General features: G+C 72.9%; 13 protein-coding genes and 1 riboswitch. Of the genes, 2 read left to right on the plus strand and 11 right to left on the minus strand.

The window, feature by feature from the left end:
- Window positions 1-90: 90 nt before the first annotated feature.
- From AC4IJH_RS30475 to AC4IJH_RS30500, 6 genes are all read right to left on the minus strand, one after another.
- Complete coding sequence (locus AC4IJH_RS30475; protein ID WP_490855136.1) at window positions 91-918, minus strand: ABC transporter ATP-binding protein; 828 nt, start codon at window positions 916-918, stop codon at window positions 91-93.
- A gap of 61 nt (window positions 919-979) precedes the next feature.
- Window positions 980-2,122, minus strand: coding sequence for a FecCD family ABC transporter permease (locus tag AC4IJH_RS30480; protein ID WP_490855137.1), 1,143 nt, complete (start codon window positions 2,120-2,122; stop codon window positions 980-982).
- On the minus strand, window positions 2,123-3,235 hold the full coding sequence (locus tag AC4IJH_RS30485) for an ABC transporter substrate-binding protein (protein ID WP_490855138.1): 1,113 nt from the start codon (window positions 3,233-3,235) through the stop codon (window positions 2,123-2,125).
- A 125-nt stretch (window positions 3,236-3,360) separates the two neighbouring features.
- Window positions 3,361-4,497 carry a bifunctional 2-methylcitrate synthase/citrate synthase gene (locus tag AC4IJH_RS30490; protein ID WP_490855139.1) on the minus strand — a complete coding sequence of 379 codons (1,137 nt, stop codon included), beginning with the start codon at window positions 4,495-4,497 and terminating at the stop codon, window positions 3,361-3,363.
- 28 nt (window positions 4,498-4,525) lie between these two features.
- Window positions 4,526-5,431, minus strand: a complete 906-nt coding sequence (gene prpB, locus AC4IJH_RS30495; protein WP_490855140.1) for a methylisocitrate lyase — start codon at window positions 5,429-5,431, stop codon at window positions 4,526-4,528.
- The gene (locus AC4IJH_RS30500; RefSeq protein WP_490855141.1) at window positions 5,431-6,960 is read right to left on the minus strand and encodes an MmgE/PrpD family protein; all 1,530 of its coding nucleotides are present in this window, start codon (window positions 6,958-6,960) and stop codon (window positions 5,431-5,433) included. The genes prpB and AC4IJH_RS30500 overlap by 1 nt, the downstream gene beginning before the upstream one ends.
- Before the next feature lie 177 nt (window positions 6,961-7,137).
- Here AC4IJH_RS30500 and AC4IJH_RS30505 point away from each other — a divergent pair, with 177 nt between their 5' ends.
- Window positions 7,138-8,595, plus strand: coding sequence for a short-chain fatty acyl-CoA regulator family protein (locus AC4IJH_RS30505; RefSeq protein WP_490855142.1), 1,458 nt, complete (start codon window positions 7,138-7,140; stop codon window positions 8,593-8,595).
- Window positions 8,596-8,641: 46 nt separating this feature from the next.
- Here the strand turns inward: AC4IJH_RS30505 and AC4IJH_RS30510 are convergent, their stop codons facing one another.
- Genes AC4IJH_RS30510 through AC4IJH_RS30530 form a run of 5 tightly spaced genes read right to left on the minus strand, consistent with a single transcriptional unit; the run spans window position 8,642 to window position 14,102 of the window.
- Window positions 8,642-9,424 (minus strand): enoyl-CoA hydratase, encoded by a 783-nt coding sequence (locus AC4IJH_RS30510; RefSeq protein WP_490855143.1) that lies wholly within the window; start codon window positions 9,422-9,424, stop codon window positions 8,642-8,644.
- Complete coding sequence (gene mmsB, locus AC4IJH_RS30515; protein WP_490855144.1) at window positions 9,421-10,383, minus strand: 3-hydroxyisobutyrate dehydrogenase; 963 nt, start codon at window positions 10,381-10,383, stop codon at window positions 9,421-9,423. Before mmsB ends, AC4IJH_RS30510 begins: the two co-directional genes overlap by 4 nt.
- The gene (locus AC4IJH_RS30520; protein ID WP_490855145.1) at window positions 10,380-11,459 is read right to left on the minus strand and encodes an enoyl-CoA hydratase/isomerase family protein; all 1,080 of its coding nucleotides are present in this window, start codon (window positions 11,457-11,459) and stop codon (window positions 10,380-10,382) included. Before AC4IJH_RS30520 ends, mmsB begins: the two co-directional genes overlap by 4 nt.
- Complete coding sequence (locus AC4IJH_RS30525; protein ID WP_490855146.1) at window positions 11,459-12,595, minus strand: acyl-CoA dehydrogenase family protein; 1,137 nt, start codon at window positions 12,593-12,595, stop codon at window positions 11,459-11,461. Before AC4IJH_RS30525 ends, AC4IJH_RS30520 begins: the two co-directional genes overlap by 1 nt.
- A gap of 7 nt (window positions 12,596-12,602) precedes the next feature.
- A complete protein-coding gene (locus AC4IJH_RS30530; protein ID WP_490855147.1) occupies window positions 12,603-14,102 on the minus strand; it encodes a CoA-acylating methylmalonate-semialdehyde dehydrogenase in 1,500 nt (499 codons plus the stop codon).
- Between the two features lie 147 nt (window positions 14,103-14,249).
- Window positions 14,250-14,423, minus strand: a riboswitch (cobalamin riboswitch).
- A gap of 137 nt (window positions 14,424-14,560) precedes the next feature.
- Here AC4IJH_RS30530 and AC4IJH_RS30535 point away from each other — a divergent pair.
- Window positions 14,561-15,481 (plus strand): cobalamin-binding protein, encoded by a 921-nt coding sequence (locus tag AC4IJH_RS30535; RefSeq protein WP_490855148.1) that lies wholly within the window; start codon window positions 14,561-14,563, stop codon window positions 15,479-15,481.
- The last annotated feature ends 80 nt before the right edge of the window (window positions 15,482-15,561 follow it).

Raw genomic sequence — 15,561 nt, forward strand, 5'->3', positions numbered from 1 at the left:
CCCTGCCTCGAAGGAAGGAGGGGCGGTCCTCCCCAGGGAGGGGGCGGCGGGTCCGTGCGTCCGGTAGTGGGTACGGCGGTGGCGTGCCCTTCAGTGCCCGGCCACGGGCAACGCCCCGGCCGGCGCGCCGTGTTGGCCATCACGGGCCAGCGGTCGGCGATGGTCGAAAGCGATCAACGGGTCTCCGGTGAGCGGGTGTTCGGTTACCGCGGCCCGTACGCCGAACACCTCCGCCAGCAGCGCGGGCGTCAGCACCTCGCGCGGTGTCCCGGACGCGACCACCGCCCCTTCGTGCAGGACGTGCAGCCGGTCGCACAGTGACGCCGCCGCGTTCAGGTCGTGCAGCGAGATCAGCGTCGTACGGCCCTGGGCGCGCAGCAGCGCCAGCAGCTCCACCTGGTGCAGCACATCGAGGTGGTTGGTCGGCTCGTCCAGGACGAGGACGTCCGGGTCCTGCGCGAAGGCCCGGGCCAGCAGCACCCGTTGGCGCTCGCCGCCGGACAGCGCGGAGAAGCGCCGCCGCGCCTGCCCGGCCATGCCCACATCCGCCAGGGCGCGGGCCACGGTGTCCCGGTCGGTGCGGTCCTCGGCGGCGAAGGCCCGCTTGTAGGGGGTACGGCCCATGGCCACCACCTCGTGCACGGTCAGTTCGAAGTCGCCCCCGCGCTCCTGGGGCAGCGCACCGACGTGCCGGGCGGCGCGCGCCGGGGACAGCTCGCGCAGATCGGTGCCGGCCAGCAGCACCCGCCCGGCCGTGGGGCGCAGATGCCGGTAGACGGTCCGCAGGACGGTGGACTTGCCGCTGCCGTTGGGCCCGACCAGCCCCGCGATCTCGCCGGGCGCGGCGATCAGCTGGACCCCGGCCACGACGGTACGGCCCGCATAGGCCACCTCCAGGCCTTCGATGGTGACCTTCATCGGTCCGCCTCCCACTCGACGGGGGTCTCCATCGGTCCGCCCCCGTGCTTCACGGTGATCGTCATCGTCCTGCCCCCAGCCGCCGGTCCAGGACGAACAGCAGGGCAGGCGCGCCGATCATCGCGGTCACCACGCCGACCGGCAGTTCCTGGGTGTCCATGGCCGTACGGCACAGGATGTCGACCACGACCAGCAGCAGCGCCCCGGTCAGCGCGGACAGCGGCAGCATCCGGCGGTGGTCGCCGCCCACGACCAGACGGCACAGGTGCGGCACCATCAGGCCGACGAAGGCGACTGCTCCGGAGACGGAGACCAGGACGCCGGTCAGCAGGCTGGTGACCACGAACAGCTCGCGGCGCAGCCGGGTGACGTCCACGCCCAGCCCGGCGGCCGTCTCGTCGCCCATGACCAGGGCGTTCATCGCGCGGGCCCGGGCCAGCAGGGCGGGCAGCCCGGCCAGGACCGCGAGCGCGGGCAGCCACAGCACGTCCCACGTGGCGCCGCTGAGGCTGCCCATCAGCCAGAACAGCACACTGCGCGTCTGCTGCTCATCGCCCGCCTGAAGGACCAGATAGCTGGTGAACCCGGACAGGAACTGCCCGATGCCCACCCCCGCCAGCACCAGCCGCAGCGGCGAGAATCCGCCGCCGCGCCGGGCCATGAACCACACCAGCGCGAACGCGGCCAGCGCTCCGGCGAACGCGGCGGCCGACATGCCCAGCCCGGCGACGCCGCCCGCGCTCGCGCCCAGCACGATCGCGGCGACCGCGCCGAGCGAGGCGCCGTTGGAGATGCCGAGCAGATACGGGTCGGCCAGCGGATTGCGTACCAGGGCCTGGGTGGCGGTGCCCACCAGGCCCAGCCCGGCGCCGACCAGCGCCGCCAACAGGGCCCGGGGGACGCGCAGTTGCCACACGATCAGGTCGCTGGTGCCGGGCCGGGGCGCCTCGCCGGCCAGCCGCCGCAGCACCACCGACCACACCTGGTCCGGGGGGATGTCGGTGGAGCCCAGCGACACCGCGCCGGTCAGGGCCAGGACCAGCGCGGCGCCGAGCACCGCGGCGAGCAGCCCGGGCCGCACGCCGCGGCCGGACGGCTCGCCCTCGGCAGACGGGGCGGGGTCGACGGATGCGCCGGACCGCTCACCGCCGCCGGACCGCTCACCACCGTCGGACCGCTCGCCGGTGGCGGAGACGGCCCCCATCTACTGCCCCGCCTTGGACTCGCCGGACCGGCCGGACCCACCGGAGCCGTCCGAGGCGCCGAACTTGCCGGGGTAGAGCGTCCGCGCGATCTTCTCCACCGTGTCGGCGTTGCCCACGCCCGCGATGGTCGTCCGCTCGGACCCGATGCGCAGGAACTTCTCCTCCCGTACGGCCTTCAGGCCCTTGGTGCCGGCGAAGCCCTTGAGGAAGTCCGCGGCCTGGTCGAACGCCTTCTCATTGGCGGCGGCGCTGCCCCGGTCGCGGACCGCGAGCTGGATCCAGTCGGGGTTCTTGGCGGCCACGTCCTCCCAGGAGACGGGCTTGAAGTCGCCGTCGCAGCCGGCGAAGACGTTGCGCGCCCCCGCCTGGGTGATCACGGCGTTGGCGACCTGCTTGCCGCACACCGCGATCGGCTGCTTGGTGCCCGCGTCGTAGTCGAAGAGGAAGTAGGAGGGCCGCTCCTTCTCCGGTACGTCCCCGACGGCCTTGCGGACCGCGCCGACCTTTTCACGCATCCCCGCGACCAGTTCACGGGCCTTGGGCGCGGTGCCGGTCACCTGCCCCAGCCGGTTCAGATCGCCCTCCACGCCCGACAGGTCCCGCTGCGGGCCCTTGGCCAGCGGGGCGCAGGCGGTCGAGGCCAGGTACAGGTGCTTGATCCCGGCCGCCGTGAACTCCTCGGCGCTCGGCGCGTCCCCCATGCCGCCCATGTTCTGCATGGAGGCGAAGGTGTCGATGTAGAGGTCGGCGCCGGAGCCGAGCAGCTTCTCCTTGGGGATCACCATCTTGCCCAGCACCGGCACCTTCTGGGCCTGCGCGTCCAGGGCGCCGGGCAAAGTGCCCTTGCCGGGCGGGAAGCCGGTACCGATGACCTTGTCGCCCGCGCCGAGGCGCAGCAGCATCTCCAGGCTGGAGGCGTTGCTGGTGACGATCCTGCGCGGGGGCTCGGTGAAGGTGGTCGGGCGGCCCTCGCAATCGGCGACCTTCACCGGGAAGCCCGCGGCGGCGCCGCCCGCGCTCTTCGCGGCGCCGTCGCCGCCGCTGCCACCACCGCACGCCGTGGCCGCCACTACGACGAGCACCGCCAAAGAGCACAACTTCCCAGAGCGCATCAGACTTCTCCCAACTCACCACACGTTCACGGGCCGAAGATCCGGTCCGGCAGAGGTAGTCGGGGCGATGCGCGGTTCGGTTCCCGCGGATGCCGCCGAATCGGACAGCGGCGGCATCCCGCGCCTCAGCTGCCCGCGGGCACCTGCCGCTGCCCCGGCCCCGTATAGGCGCCCAGCGGCCGGATGAGGGTGTTGGCCTGGAGCTGCTCGACGATGTGCGCCGTCCACCCGGTGATCCGGCTCATCACGAACAGGGGAGTGAAGACGGGGATGTCGAAGCCCATGAGGTGGTAGGCCAGGCCCGAGGGGTAATCCAGGTTGGGGTGGATGCCCTTGCGGCGCAGCATGGCCTCCTCCAGGGCCGTGTAGAGCGCGGCCAGCCGCTCGGTGTCCGCCCCGCCGTGCTGCGCGACCAGTTCGTCCAGCGACCGGCGCATCAGCGGTACGCGGGAGTCGCCGTGCTTGTACACGCGGTGCCCGAAGCCCATGATCTTGCGCTTGGCGGCCAGCGCCTCGTCCAGCCAGCCGGCCGCGCGCTCCGGGTCCCCGATTTCCTGGAGCATGTGCATCACGGCCTCGTTGGCACCGCCGTGCAGCGGACCCTTGAGGGCGCCGATGGCCGCGGTGACGGCGCTGTAGAGGTCGGAGAGGGTGGAGGTGACCACCCGGGCGGTGAAGGTGGAGGCGTTGAAGCTGTGCTCGGCGTACAGGATCAGGGAGATCTCGAAGCAGCGCACGACCTCGGGGGCCGGTACGGAGCCGAAGCACATGTGGAAGAAGTTCTCGGCCAGGCCGAGGGAGGGGTCGGGCTGGATGGGGTCCAGGCCGCGGCGGCGGCGCTGGTCGGCGGCGACCACCGTGGGCAGCTTGGCCAGCAGGGACAGCGACTTGCGGCGGTTGGCCGCCTCGGAGCCGTCGTCCTCGGCCTGGTCCTGGGCGCCGAAGTAGCTCACGGCGGTGCGCAGCACGTCCATCGGGTGGCAGGTCTCGGGCAGCCGCGCGAGCAGTGCCTGTGTGGTGCGGTCCAGCGGACGCAGCGCTCGCTCGCCCGCACAGAAGTCGCGCAGCCGCTGCGGCCCGGGCAGTTCGCCGTACCACAGCAGGTGGGCGACCTCCTCGAAGGAGCAGCGGGCCGCCAGGTCCTGCACCGGATAGCCGCGGTAGGTCAGCGAGTTGGTCTCCTCGATGACGGTGGAGATGCCGGTGGTGTCGACGACCACGCCGTTCAGGCCGCGGTGCACCTCGGGGGAGAGGGTGGTCATGGTGGTGACCTCCAGATCAGTGGCCGGTTCAGTCGCCGGGCGGGAGGGTGAAGTCGTGCACGCCGGAGTCGAAGGCGCCGTACGCCGGGTAGTCCAGGAGTTCGTAGAGCCGGGAGCGGGTCTGCATGCGGTCCACCAGGGCGGCCTGGGTGCCGTCGGCGAGCAGGGCGCGCAGGCCGTCCTCCACGGCGCCCATGGCCAGCCGCAGCAGGGTGACGGGGTAGATGACGGCGTTGTAGCCCAGGGAGCTGAGCGTGTCGGCGTCCAGCAGCGGGCTCTTGCCGAACTCCGTCATATTGGCGATCAGCGGTACGTCGACGGCCGCCCGGAAGGCCGCGAACTCCTTCTCGTCCGCCAGCGCCTCGGGGAAGATCATGTCGGCGCCGGCGTCCGCGTACGCCTTGGCACGCTGGATCGCCGCGTCCAGCCCGTCCACGCTGCGGGCGTCGGTGCGCGCGCAGAGGACGAAGTCCGGGTCGCGGCGCGCGCTGACGGCGGCCCGGATGCGGCGCACCATCTCCTGGGCGGGCACCACGGCCTTGCCGTCCAGGTGCCCGCAGCGCTTGGGGTTGACCTGGTCCTCCAGGTGGCAGCCGGCCAGGCCCGCGTCCTCCAGAAGCTGGACGGTGCGCGCGGCGTTCATCGGCTCGCCGAAGCCGGTGTCCGCGTCGACGAGGGCGGGCAGGTCGGTGACCCGGGCGATCTGCCCGGCCCGGGAGGCGACTTCGGTGACGCTGGTCAGCCCGATGTCGGGCAGCGCGAGGTCCGCGGAGAGCACGGCTCCGGAGACGTAGACGCCGTCGAAGCCCAGCTCCTGGACGAGGGTCGCGGTCAGCGGGTTGAACGCGCCGGGCATCCGCAGCAGCCGGCCCGAGGCCAGGCCGTCGCGGAAGGCACGCCGCCGCTGCTCGGCGGTGGTGCGGGTGTGCAGCATCAGAACAGCCCCCTCGGGAGCGCCGCGTCCACCGCGGCGAGGGAGGCGTGGTCGACGGCGGGGAAGAGGCCGTCCAGAGCGGCCGTGTCCAGCTCGCCCAGGCGTACGGCGGCGTCCAGGAAACGGTCCTGCGCCGCGCCCTGAACGATTCCTTCGGCCAGCGTGCGGAACTTGGCGGTGTAGCCCTCGCGGCCGAAGGGGCGGGCGCCCTGCGGGTGCGCGTCGGCCACGGCCAGCTCGTCCTCGATCACCGTCCCGTCCTCGAAGGTGATCACCGCCCGGCCGCCGAAGGCCCGCCGCTCGGGGTCGGGGTCGTGATAGCGCTCGGTCCACTTCTCGTCCTGGACGGTACGGATACGGCGCCACAGCTCGACGGTGTCCTGGCGCCGGGCCCGCTCGGGCGCGTAGGAGCGCTCGTGGTGCCAGCTGCCGTCCTGCAGCGCCACGGCGAAGATGTAGGGCACCGAGTGGTCCAGGGTCTCCCGCGCCGCGTGCGGGTCGTACTTCTGCGGGTCGCCGGAGCCCGAGCCGATGACCTGGTGGGTGTGGTGGCTGGTGTGCAGCACGATCTCCCGCACCCGGCCCACCGCCTCGGCGCCCTTGAGCGGCCCGGCCTTCTCGCGCAGCCGCCGGGCCAGGTCGATGACGGCCTGCGCCTGGTACTCGGCCGAGTGCTCCTTGGTGTACGTCTGCAGGATGGCCCGGTGCGGCTCGTCGGCGGCGGGCAGCGCGACGGTGTAGGAGGCGTCGGGGCCGTCCAGCAGCCAGGCGATGACACCGTCCTCGCCCTCGTAGATGGGCGAGGGGGAGGTCTCGCCGCGCATCGCCCGGTCCACCGCCTCGATCGCGGCCTTCCCGGCGAAGGCCGGGGCGTACGCCTTCCAGCTGGAAATCTCGCCCTTGCGGGACTGGCGGGTGGCGGTGGTGGTGTGCACGGCCTGCTGCACCGCCTGGTAGACGGTCTCGGTGGGCAGGCTCAGCAGCGCGCCGATGCCGCAGACCGTGGCCGCGCTCAGGTGCGCGACATGGTCGATGCGGTGCGCGTGCAGACAGATCGCCCGGACCAGGGCGACATGCACCTCGTAGGCGGTGGTGATGCCGCGCAGCAGGTCGGCGCCGGAGCGGCCGGTGTGCTGCGCCACGGCCAGCAGCGGCGGGATGTTGTCGCCGGGGTGGGAGTAGTCGGCGGCCAGGAACGTGTCGTGGTAGTCCAGTTCGCGCACCGCGGTGCCGTTGGCCCAGGCCGCCCACTCCGGGGAGACGCGCACCGCGGGGTCGGTGCCGAAGACCGAGGCACCGGGGGCGGCCAGATGTGGCAGGGCCTGGGCGCGGGCCACCGCCGCGGGGCGCCGGCGCAGCGAGGCCAGCGCGACGGCCGCGTTGTCGATGACGCGGTTGGCGGCCATCTCGGCCGCCGCCGGGTCCACTTCGGCGCTTGTGGCCGCTACGGCCGCCAGTTTCCAGGCCAGTTGGTCCTCGCGCGCCAGCGCATCGGCACTGCGGCTCACACGGACGACATGGTCGATCACTATGGCTCCTTCCAGGGCGTACCCCTCAAGGCTCACCCCGGCAAGGCGCTCGCGTCGACCGTGCCACGCTGCGAAATACCTCCAGCTCAGCGGCGTGAAACTGCGAAAGTTGCGAAAACTGCGGATGCTATCTTCGCAAGCGGCCGAGCAGTTTCGGACCTCGGAAAGGGGGCCGCCATGAGCCGTACACCGGGCCGCAAGATCTACGCCCACGCGCGGCTGCGCAGGCTGCGCCGCGAACACGGCCTCAGCCAGGTGGAGCTGGCCCGCCGCCTGGGCATCTCCACCAGCTACCTCAACCAGATCGAGCACAGCCAGCGCCCGCTGACCGCTCCCGTACTGCTGCGCATCGCCGAAGTCCTGGGCGCCGACCCGGAGTTCTTCTCCGGCGCCGACGAGGGACGGCTGATCACCGACGTACGCGCCACCCTGGGCGACGAGGCCTGCGGCGAGGCGCTGCCCGAGGACGAGATCGCCGAACTCGTCCGCGACCACCCGGCCGCCGCGCGCGCCCTGGTGGCGCTGCACCGCCGCTACCGGGACGCCGCCGAGCAGGCCGCGGCGCTCGCCGGGCCCGGCGAACACGGCGCGGCGGCCCGCTACACCGCCGAACCGCACGACGAGGTACGCGACTTCTTCTACGAGCACCACAACCACTTCGCCGCCCTGGACGCCGCGGCCGAACGCACGGCCCAGGAGATCGGCGTGGTCCCGGGCCGCGCCGCGCACGCCCTCGCCGCCCACCTGGAGCGCCGGCACGGCGTCCAGGTCATCGACGCCCCCTCCGCGGCCCCGCCGGCCGCCGACGCCCGCCGCTACGACCCCGACACCCGGCTGCTGTTCCTGTCCCCGTGGCTCACCGACGGCCAGCGCGCCTTCCAGATGGCCACCCAGCTCGCCGTCCTGGAACAGCACGCCCTGCTGGCCGCCACCGCCGAGGCGGCGGGCCCGCTCCCGCCGCGCTCGGCGGCGCTGGCCCGCATCGGCCTGGCCAACTACTACGCGGGCGCGCTGCTCATGCCGTACACCGCCTTCCAGGCGTGTGCCGAGGAGCTGAACTACGACATCGAACTGCTCCAGTCCCGCTACGGCGTCGGCTTCGAGACCGTCTGCCACCGCCTGAGCACCCTCCAGCGCACCGGCCTGCGCGGCGTGCCCTTCTCCTTCCTGCGGGTGGACCGGGCCGGCAACATCTCCAAGCGCCAGTCCGCCACCGACTTCCACTTCTCCCGCCTCGGCGGCACCTGCCCCCTGTGGACCGTCTACGAGGCCTTCTCCGCGCCCGGCCGCATCCTCACCCAGGTCGCCGAAATGCCGGACGGGCGCACGTACTTCTGGCTGGCGCGCACGGTCACCCGCGGCGGATACGGGCACGGCGCGGCCCGCTCCACCTTCGCCGTCGCCCTGGGCTGCGAACTGCGCCACGCCCACCGCCTGGTCTACTCCCAGGGCATCGCCCTGGACGACCCGCGCGCCGCCACCCCCATCGGTCTGGGCTGCCGCATCTGCGAACGCCGCGACTGCGCCCAGCGCGCCCGGCCGCCCGCCGGCGGCCTGCTCGCCATCGACGAGAACCGCCGTACGTACGTGCCCTACCCGGTGGACGGCGGGCAGGACACGCGCGCACGGCGGTGAGCGCCAGGGGCGGCGCGGCTCGGGTGAGGACCAGGAGCGGCGCGGCTCAGCGGTGGGTGAACTTCGGCTGCCGCTTCTCCACGAACGCCGCCATGCCCTCCTTCTGGTCGGCGGTGGCGAACGTGGCGTGGAAGAGGCGGCGTTCGAAGCGCACACCCTCGGCGAGGGTGGTCTCGAAGGCGCGGTTCACGCTCTCCTTGGCCATCATCGCCACCGGCGCCGACATGGAGGCCACCGTCTCGGCGACCGACAGCGCCTCGGAGGCCAGATCGGCGGCCGGGATCACCCGGGATACCAGACCGGCCCGCTCGGCCTCCTCGGCGTCCATCATCCGCCCGGTCAGGCACAGTTCCATGGCCTTGGCCTTGCCGACGGCCCGGGTCAGCCGCTGCGAGCCGCCGATGCCGGGGATGACCCCGAGCTTGATCTCCGGCTGCCCGAACTTCGCGGTGTCCGAGGCCAGCACGATGTCGCAGAGCATGGCCAGCTCGCAGCCGCCGCCCAGCGCGTAGCCGCAGACCGCCGCCACGGTGGGCGTGCGCAGCTGCGCCAGCCGGTCCCAGGCCGCGAACCAGTCTTCCAGGAAGACGTCCATGTAGGAGTTGGGCTGCATCTCCTTGATGTCGGCGCCCGCGGCGAAGGCCTTCTCGGAGCCGGAGAGCAGGACGCAGCCGATGTCCGGGTCGCGGTCCAGGGCGGTGGCGGCGTCGACGACCTCGCGCATCACCGTCAGGTTGAGGGCGTTGAGGGCCTTGGGCCGGTTGAGGGTGATCAGGCCGACCCGGCCCGTGCGCTCCAGCAGGATGGTCTCGTAGGCGGTCTCGCTCACCGGGTGTCGCTTCCTTCCGTGGCGGGCCGCGCCGAGCGGTCCCGTATCGCTTCGACGATCGCCGAGAAGTCCTTGTCCGCGCCGCCGTTCTCGGTGAACGCGGCGAACAACTCGGCGGCGTGCAGACCCAGTTCGGCCGCCACCCCGCCGGTCTTGACGGCGTTGGCGGCCAGGCCCAGGTCCTTGGACATCAAGGCGGCGGCGAAGCCGGGCCGGTAGTCGTGGTTGGCGGGGCTGGCCGGGACCGGCCCGGGGACCGGGCAGTTGGTGGTCAGCGCCCAGCACTGCCCGGAGGCGGTGGAGGCCACGTCGTACAGCGCCTGGTTGCTCAGCCCCAGCTGCTCGCCCAGGACGAACGCCTCACTGACCGCGATCATCGAGACGCCCAGGATCATGTTGTTGCAGATCTTCGCGGCCTGCCCGGCGCCGGACGGCCCGCAGTGCACGACCTTGCGGCCCATCGCCGACAACACCGGCTCCACCAGCGGGAATTCCTCCGCGCCCGCGCCGACCATGAAGGTCAGCGAGGCCGCCGTGGCACCGACCACACCGCCGGAGACCGGCGCGTCCACCGCGCGGTGCCCGGCCTGGACCGCCGCCTGATGGGCGGCCCGCGCGTCGGCCACGTCGATGGTGGAGCAGTCCACGAACAGCGTGCCGGGCGCCGCGGCCCGCAGCAGTCCCTCTTCGCCCTGATAGCAGTCCAGGACGTGCCGCCCGCTGGGCAGCATCGTGATCACCAGGTCGGCCCCCGACGCCGCCGCGGCGGCCGAGGCCGCCACCCCTACGCCGTCCCGCTCGGCCCGCCGCAGCGCCTGCGGCGCCAGGTCGAAGCCGGTGACCGCGAAGCCGGCCGCGGCCAGGTTGGCGGCCATCGGACCGCCCATGTTGCCCAGCCCGACGAAGCCGATCGTCTTGATCTGCCCGGCCCCGCCCGTCTGCCCGCCCGCCTCGCTCACCGCGACTCCTTCGTCCGTACGGTTGCCCCGAGCCCCAGTTCGTCCGCGCCCAGCGGAGCGAAGAACCGCGCCACGTCCTCGTCGGTGACCGCCTCCAGCCGCGGCGGCGACCAGCGCGGACTGCGGTCCTTGTCGATCACCTGCGCGCGGATGCCCTCCACCAGGTCCGGCGCGGCCAGCGCGGCGCACGAGATGCGGAACTCCTGGTCCAGCGCCCGCTCCAGGGACCCCAGGGCGCGGGCCCGGCGCACCGCGCTGAGCGTCACCTTCAGCGAGGTGGGGGACTTGCCCAGGATCTGCTCGGCGGCCTCCTTGGCCTGCGGGACACCGCTGTCCAGCAGCCGCTGGACGATCTCCTCGACGGTGTTCGCGCTGTAGCAGGCGTCGATCCACTCCCGCTGGGCGGCCAGTTCGCCCTCGGGCGCGGGCCCGGCGACGGCGCGTACCGCCTCCTCGGGCCCGTCCTGCGACAGCGCGCGCAGGAGCTCGGGCAGCCGCTCGGACGGTACGAAGTGGTCGGCGAACCCGCACAGCAGCGCGTCGCCCGCGCCCATCCGGCCCGCGGTCAGGGCGAGATGGATACCCAGCTCACCGGGGGCCTGCGCCAGCAGGTGCGTACCGCCGACGTCGGGGACGAAGCCGATGCCGGTCTCCGGCATGGCCAGGGTGGAGCGCTCGGTGACGATCCGCACGCCGCCGTGGGCCGAGACGCCGATCCCGCCGCCCATCACCACACCGTCCATGACGGCGACATACGGCTTGGGGTAGCGGGCGATCCGGGCGTTGAGGCGGTACTCCGCGCGCCAGAAGTCGCGCGAGGCCGTGCCGTCCCCCTGGGAGGCGTCCTGGTGGATGGCGCGGATGTCACCGCCCGCGCACAGACCGCGCTCCCCGGCCCCGGTGATGACCACCGAGGCCACCTGCTCGTCGTCCTCCCACGCGCTCAGCGCGGCGTCCAGCTGCCGGACCATGTCGTGGGTCAGGGCGTTGAGCGCCCTGGGACGGTTGAGGGTGAGGTGCCCGGCCCGGCCCTCCGTGCGTACCAGTACCGCGCTCTGGTCGTTGTCCGTGCTCATCAGGCCGCTCCGGTCAGTTTGCGCGCGACGATCACGCGCATGATCTCGTTGGTGCCTTCCAGGATCTGGTGCACCCGCAGGTCTCGGACGATCTTCTCCACCCCGTATTCGGACAGATAGCCGTAGCCGCCGTGCAGTTGCAGCGCGCGGTTGGCGACGGTGAACCCGGCGTCGGTGGCGTACCGCTTGGCCATCGCGCACAGCTGGACGGCCTGCGGATCGCCCTCGTCCAGCGCGGCGGCGGCCCGCCACACCAGGGACCTGGCCGCCTCCAGCTCCGTTGCCATGTCGGCCAGTTCGAACTGCAGCGCCTGGGCGCCCAGCAGCGCGGCGCCGAACGCCTCGCGGGAGGCCAGGTAGGCCAGGCCGCTGTCCAGCGCGGCCCGCGCCCCGCCCAGCGAGCAGGCGGCGATGCCCAGGCGCCCGCCGTTCAGGCCGCTCATCGCCATCCTGAAGCCGTCGCCCTCGGCACCGAGCCGGTGCGCGGCCGGCACCCGCACGCCCTCCAGCACGACCTGCCGGGTGGGCTGCGCGTTCCAGCCCATCTTCTTCTCGTTGGGCCCGAACGACAGCCCGGGGGTGTCCCGTTCGACCACGAAGGCGGAGATGCCGCGCGGCCCGTCCTCGCCGGTGCGCGCCATCACGATGTAGACCTGGGAGGTGCCGGCCCCGGAGATGAACTGCTTGACCCCGGTCAGGACATACTCCTCGCCCTCGCGCACCGCCTTGGTGCGCAGCGCCGCCGCGTCCGACCCGGCGCCCGGCTCGGTCAGGCAGTAACTGCCCAGGCTCTCCATCGAGCACAGCTCGGGCAGCCAGCGCGAGCGCTGCTGCTGGTCGCCGTAGCGGTCGATCATCCACGCGACCATGTTGTGGATGGAGAGGTATCCGGCGATGGAGGGACAGCCGGTGGCCAGCGACTCGAAGATCAGCGCGGCGTCCACCCGGGACAGCCCCGAGCCGCCCTCCTCCTCGCGTACATAGATCCCGCCCATGCCCAACTGGGCGGCCTTGCGCAGCACATCGACGGGGAAGTGCTTGTCCTGGTCCCAGGCGACGGCGTGCGGAGCCAGGTGCTCGCGGGCGAAGTCCCGGGCCACCTCGGCGATCGCCTGCTGGTCGGCGCTCAGCTTCATCGCGGCCTCAGCTCATCGTCGGGATGGTGAAGCTCGCGCCCTCCTTGACCCCGGAGGGCCAGCGCGAGGTGACGGTCTTGGTGCGGGTGCAGAAGCGGATCGAGTCCGGGCCGTGCTGGCCCAGGTCGCCGAAGCCGGAGCGCTTCCAGCCGCCGAAGGTGTGGTACGCCACCGGCACCGGGATCGGCACGTTCACGCCGACCATGCCGGTGTTCACCCGCCGGGTGAACTCCCGGGCGGTGTCGCCGTCCCGGGTGAAGATGGCCACGCCGTTGCCGTACGGGTGCTCGCTGGGCAGCCGCAGGGCCTCGTCGAAGTCGGCGGCGCGCACGACCGAGAGCACCGGGCCGAAGATCTCCTCCTGGTAGATGCGCATGTCCGGGGTGACCCGGTCGAAGAGCGAGGCGCCGATGAAGAAGCCGTCCTCGTGCCCGGGGAGGGTGAAACCGCGCCCGTCCACGACGAGTTCGGCGCCTTCCTTCTCGCCGACGCCGATGTAGTCGTGCACCCGCTGCAGCGCGTCCTTGCCCACCAGCGGGCCGAAGTCGGCCGCCTCGTCGTGCGAGGGCCCGATGCGCAGCGCGCCGATCCGCTCCTTGAGCTTGGCCACCAGCGCGTCCGCGGTCCGCTCACCGACCGGTACGGCCACCGAGATCGCCATGCAGCGCTCGCCCGCCGAGCCGTAGCCCGCGCCGATCAACGCGTCCGCCGCCTGGTCCAGATCGGCGTCCGGCATGATCACCATGTGGTTCTTGGCGCCGCCGAAGCACTGGGCGCGCTTGCCGTGCGCGGTGGCCGTGGCGTACACGTACTGCGCGGTCTGGGTGGCGCCGACGAAGCCCAGCGCCGCCACCCGCGGGTCCTCCAGCAGCGTGTCGACCGTCTCCTTGCCGCCGTTGACGACATTGAGCACACCGGCGGGCAGCCCGGCCTCGGCGAACAGCTCGGCCAGCCGCAGCGGTACGGAGGGGTCGCGCTCGGAGGGCTTGAGGATGAAGGCGTTGCCGCAGGCCAGCGCGGGCGCGGCCTGCCACAGCGGAATCATCGCGGGGAAGTTGAACGGGGTGATGCCGGCGATCACGCCCAGCGGCTGGCGCAGCGAGTGGACGTCGATGCCGGTGCCCGCGCTGTCGGTGAACTCGCCCTTGAGCAGGTGCGGGATGCCGGCCGCGAACTCCACGACCTCCAGGCCGCGCTGCAGGTCGCCGTGCGCGTCCGGCACGGTCTTGCCGTGCTCGGAGGAGAGCAGCCGGGCCAGGGAGTCCCGCTCGGACTCCACGAGTTGGAGGAAACGCATCAGGACGCGGGCGCGCTTTTGCGGGTTGAAGGCGGCCCACTCCTCCTGGGCCCGCGCGGCATCGGCGATCACCGCTTCGGTCTCGGCGCGGTTGGCCAGCGGCACCCGGGCCTGGACCTGTCCGGTGTTGGGGTCGAGGACATCGCCGAACGCGCCCGAGGTGCCCGGGACGTGCTCACCTGCGATGAAATGTGTCAGTTCACGGACCATGAAAGGAACCTGCTCCCGATCGGGGTGGAGATCCAGGGATGGGGCGTGCCGGACCGTCAGGGCAGGATCGCTGCCGGGCCCTTCGCAGGGTCACCCGGTGTGCGAACGCTCAGAGGTGCCATGCGTGTCAGCTCCATCCTCGTGGACCACACGGAACACCCCGCGGCCGGTATCCTGACTCCCGGATCAGCACGCGCCTCCCAGCCTTCCCGGCTCCATGCCAGTGGCTCCTGTCCTTGCGAAGACGCACTTCCCGGTCACAGTGGCGGGACCGCGCCGGATTCACACCGGCTTCCCTGCACCGCGGGCCATCTCCTCGAACATATAGTTGGACGTCCTAGTAAGTCCAGGGGTGCCTGCGTTCCTTGGTCAAGTTCCTAGTCTTTGCGGCGGATCGGGTCTTTGTGGCAGGTCGGGGCGGGCGCGCGGCCGCGCGGCGCCCGGACTACCCTCGCCGCATGCGCATCGTCTCCCTGCTGCCCGCCGCCACCGACATCGTCGCCGAACTGGGCCTGGCCGGTGACCTGGTGGGGCGTACCCACGAGTGCGACTGGCCGCCGCGGGCGGTGGAGCGGGTGCCGGTGGTCACCGCGTCCGGCATCGAGGCGGACCGGATGACCAGCAAGGAGATCTCCGACGCGGTGGGCGGCGCCACCCACCGGGGCTCCTCGCTCTACACCCTGGACGTGGCGCGGCTGGCGGAGCTGGCCCCGGACGTGGTGCTGACCCAGGACCTGTGCGAGGTGTGCGCCGTCTCCTACGGCGGGGTCTCGCGGGCGGTGCGCGTCCTGGAGGCGGGGCCGCGGGTGATCAGCCTGGAGCCGCGCACGCTGGAGGAGGTACTGGCGTGCCTGGAACGGGTCGGTGAGGTGCTCGGCGTACCGGAGCGAGCCGCTTCCCGGGTGGCCGCGCTGCGCGCCGGGCTGGCGGCGGTGGAGGCCGCGGTGGCGGACCGGCCCCGGCCCCGGGTGGCGGCGGTGGAGTGGCTGGACCCGCTGTGGCCGGCCGGCCACTGGGTGCCCGAGCAGATCCGGTGGGCGGGCGGCGAGCCGCTGCTGGCCGGGACCGGCGAGCACACCACCCCCATGCACTGGGAGCAACTGCGCGCCGCCCGCCCCGAGGTGATCGTGCTGATGCCGTGCGGCTTCTCCCCCGAGCGCACCGAGGCCGAGCGGGACCTGCTGACGCGCCTGCCGGGCTGGTCCGAGCTGCCCGCCGTACGCGACGGCCGGGTGTGGGTGGCCGACGGCCCCGCGTACTTCAACCGCCCCGGACCACGGGTGGTACGCGGCGCCGAGATCCTGGCCCAGATCCTGCACGGGGTACGGGCGGGCGCCCCGGTCACCGCGGGGGAGGCGCGCCTGTTGCCCGCGCCGTGAAGCCCGCACGGCCCCCTGGTGATCATGGTCGGCGGGCGGTCCGGGGGGGGGGGGGGGGGGGGGGGGGGGGGGGGGGGGGG

This window comes from Streptomyces sp. UF-297, assembly GCF_058245575.1.

Excerpts from the sequence above, each read along its gene's own strand:
- AC4IJH_RS30475 (WP_490855136.1), bottom strand. The coding sequence starts at position 918 with ATGAAGGTCACCATCGAAGGCCTGGAGGTGGCCTATGCGGGCCGTACC.
- AC4IJH_RS30480 (WP_490855137.1), bottom strand. The coding sequence starts at position 2,122 with ATGGGGGCCGTCTCCGCCACCGGCGAGCGGTCCGACGGTGGTGAGCGG.
- AC4IJH_RS30485 (WP_490855138.1), bottom strand. The coding sequence starts at position 3,235 with ATGCGCTCTGGGAAGTTGTGCTCTTTGGCGGTGCTCGTCGTAGTGGCG.
- AC4IJH_RS30490 (WP_490855139.1), bottom strand. The coding sequence starts at position 4,497 with ATGACCACCCTCTCCCCCGAGGTGCACCGCGGCCTGAACGGCGTGGTC.
- prpB (WP_490855140.1), bottom strand. The coding sequence starts at position 5,431 with ATGCTGCACACCCGCACCACCGCCGAGCAGCGGCGGCGTGCCTTCCGC.
- AC4IJH_RS30505 (WP_490855142.1), top strand. The coding sequence starts at position 7,138 with ATGAGCCGTACACCGGGCCGCAAGATCTACGCCCACGCGCGGCTGCGC.
- AC4IJH_RS30520 (WP_490855145.1), bottom strand. The coding sequence starts at position 11,459 with ATGAGCACGGACAACGACCAGAGCGCGGTACTGGTACGCACGGAGGGC.
- AC4IJH_RS30525 (WP_490855146.1), bottom strand. The coding sequence starts at position 12,595 with ATGAAGCTGAGCGCCGACCAGCAGGCGATCGCCGAGGTGGCCCGGGAC.
- AC4IJH_RS30530 (WP_490855147.1), bottom strand. The coding sequence starts at position 14,102 with ATGGTCCGTGAACTGACACATTTCATCGCAGGTGAGCACGTCCCGGGC.
- AC4IJH_RS30535 (WP_490855148.1), top strand. The coding sequence starts at position 14,561 with ATGCGCATCGTCTCCCTGCTGCCCGCCGCCACCGACATCGTCGCCGAA.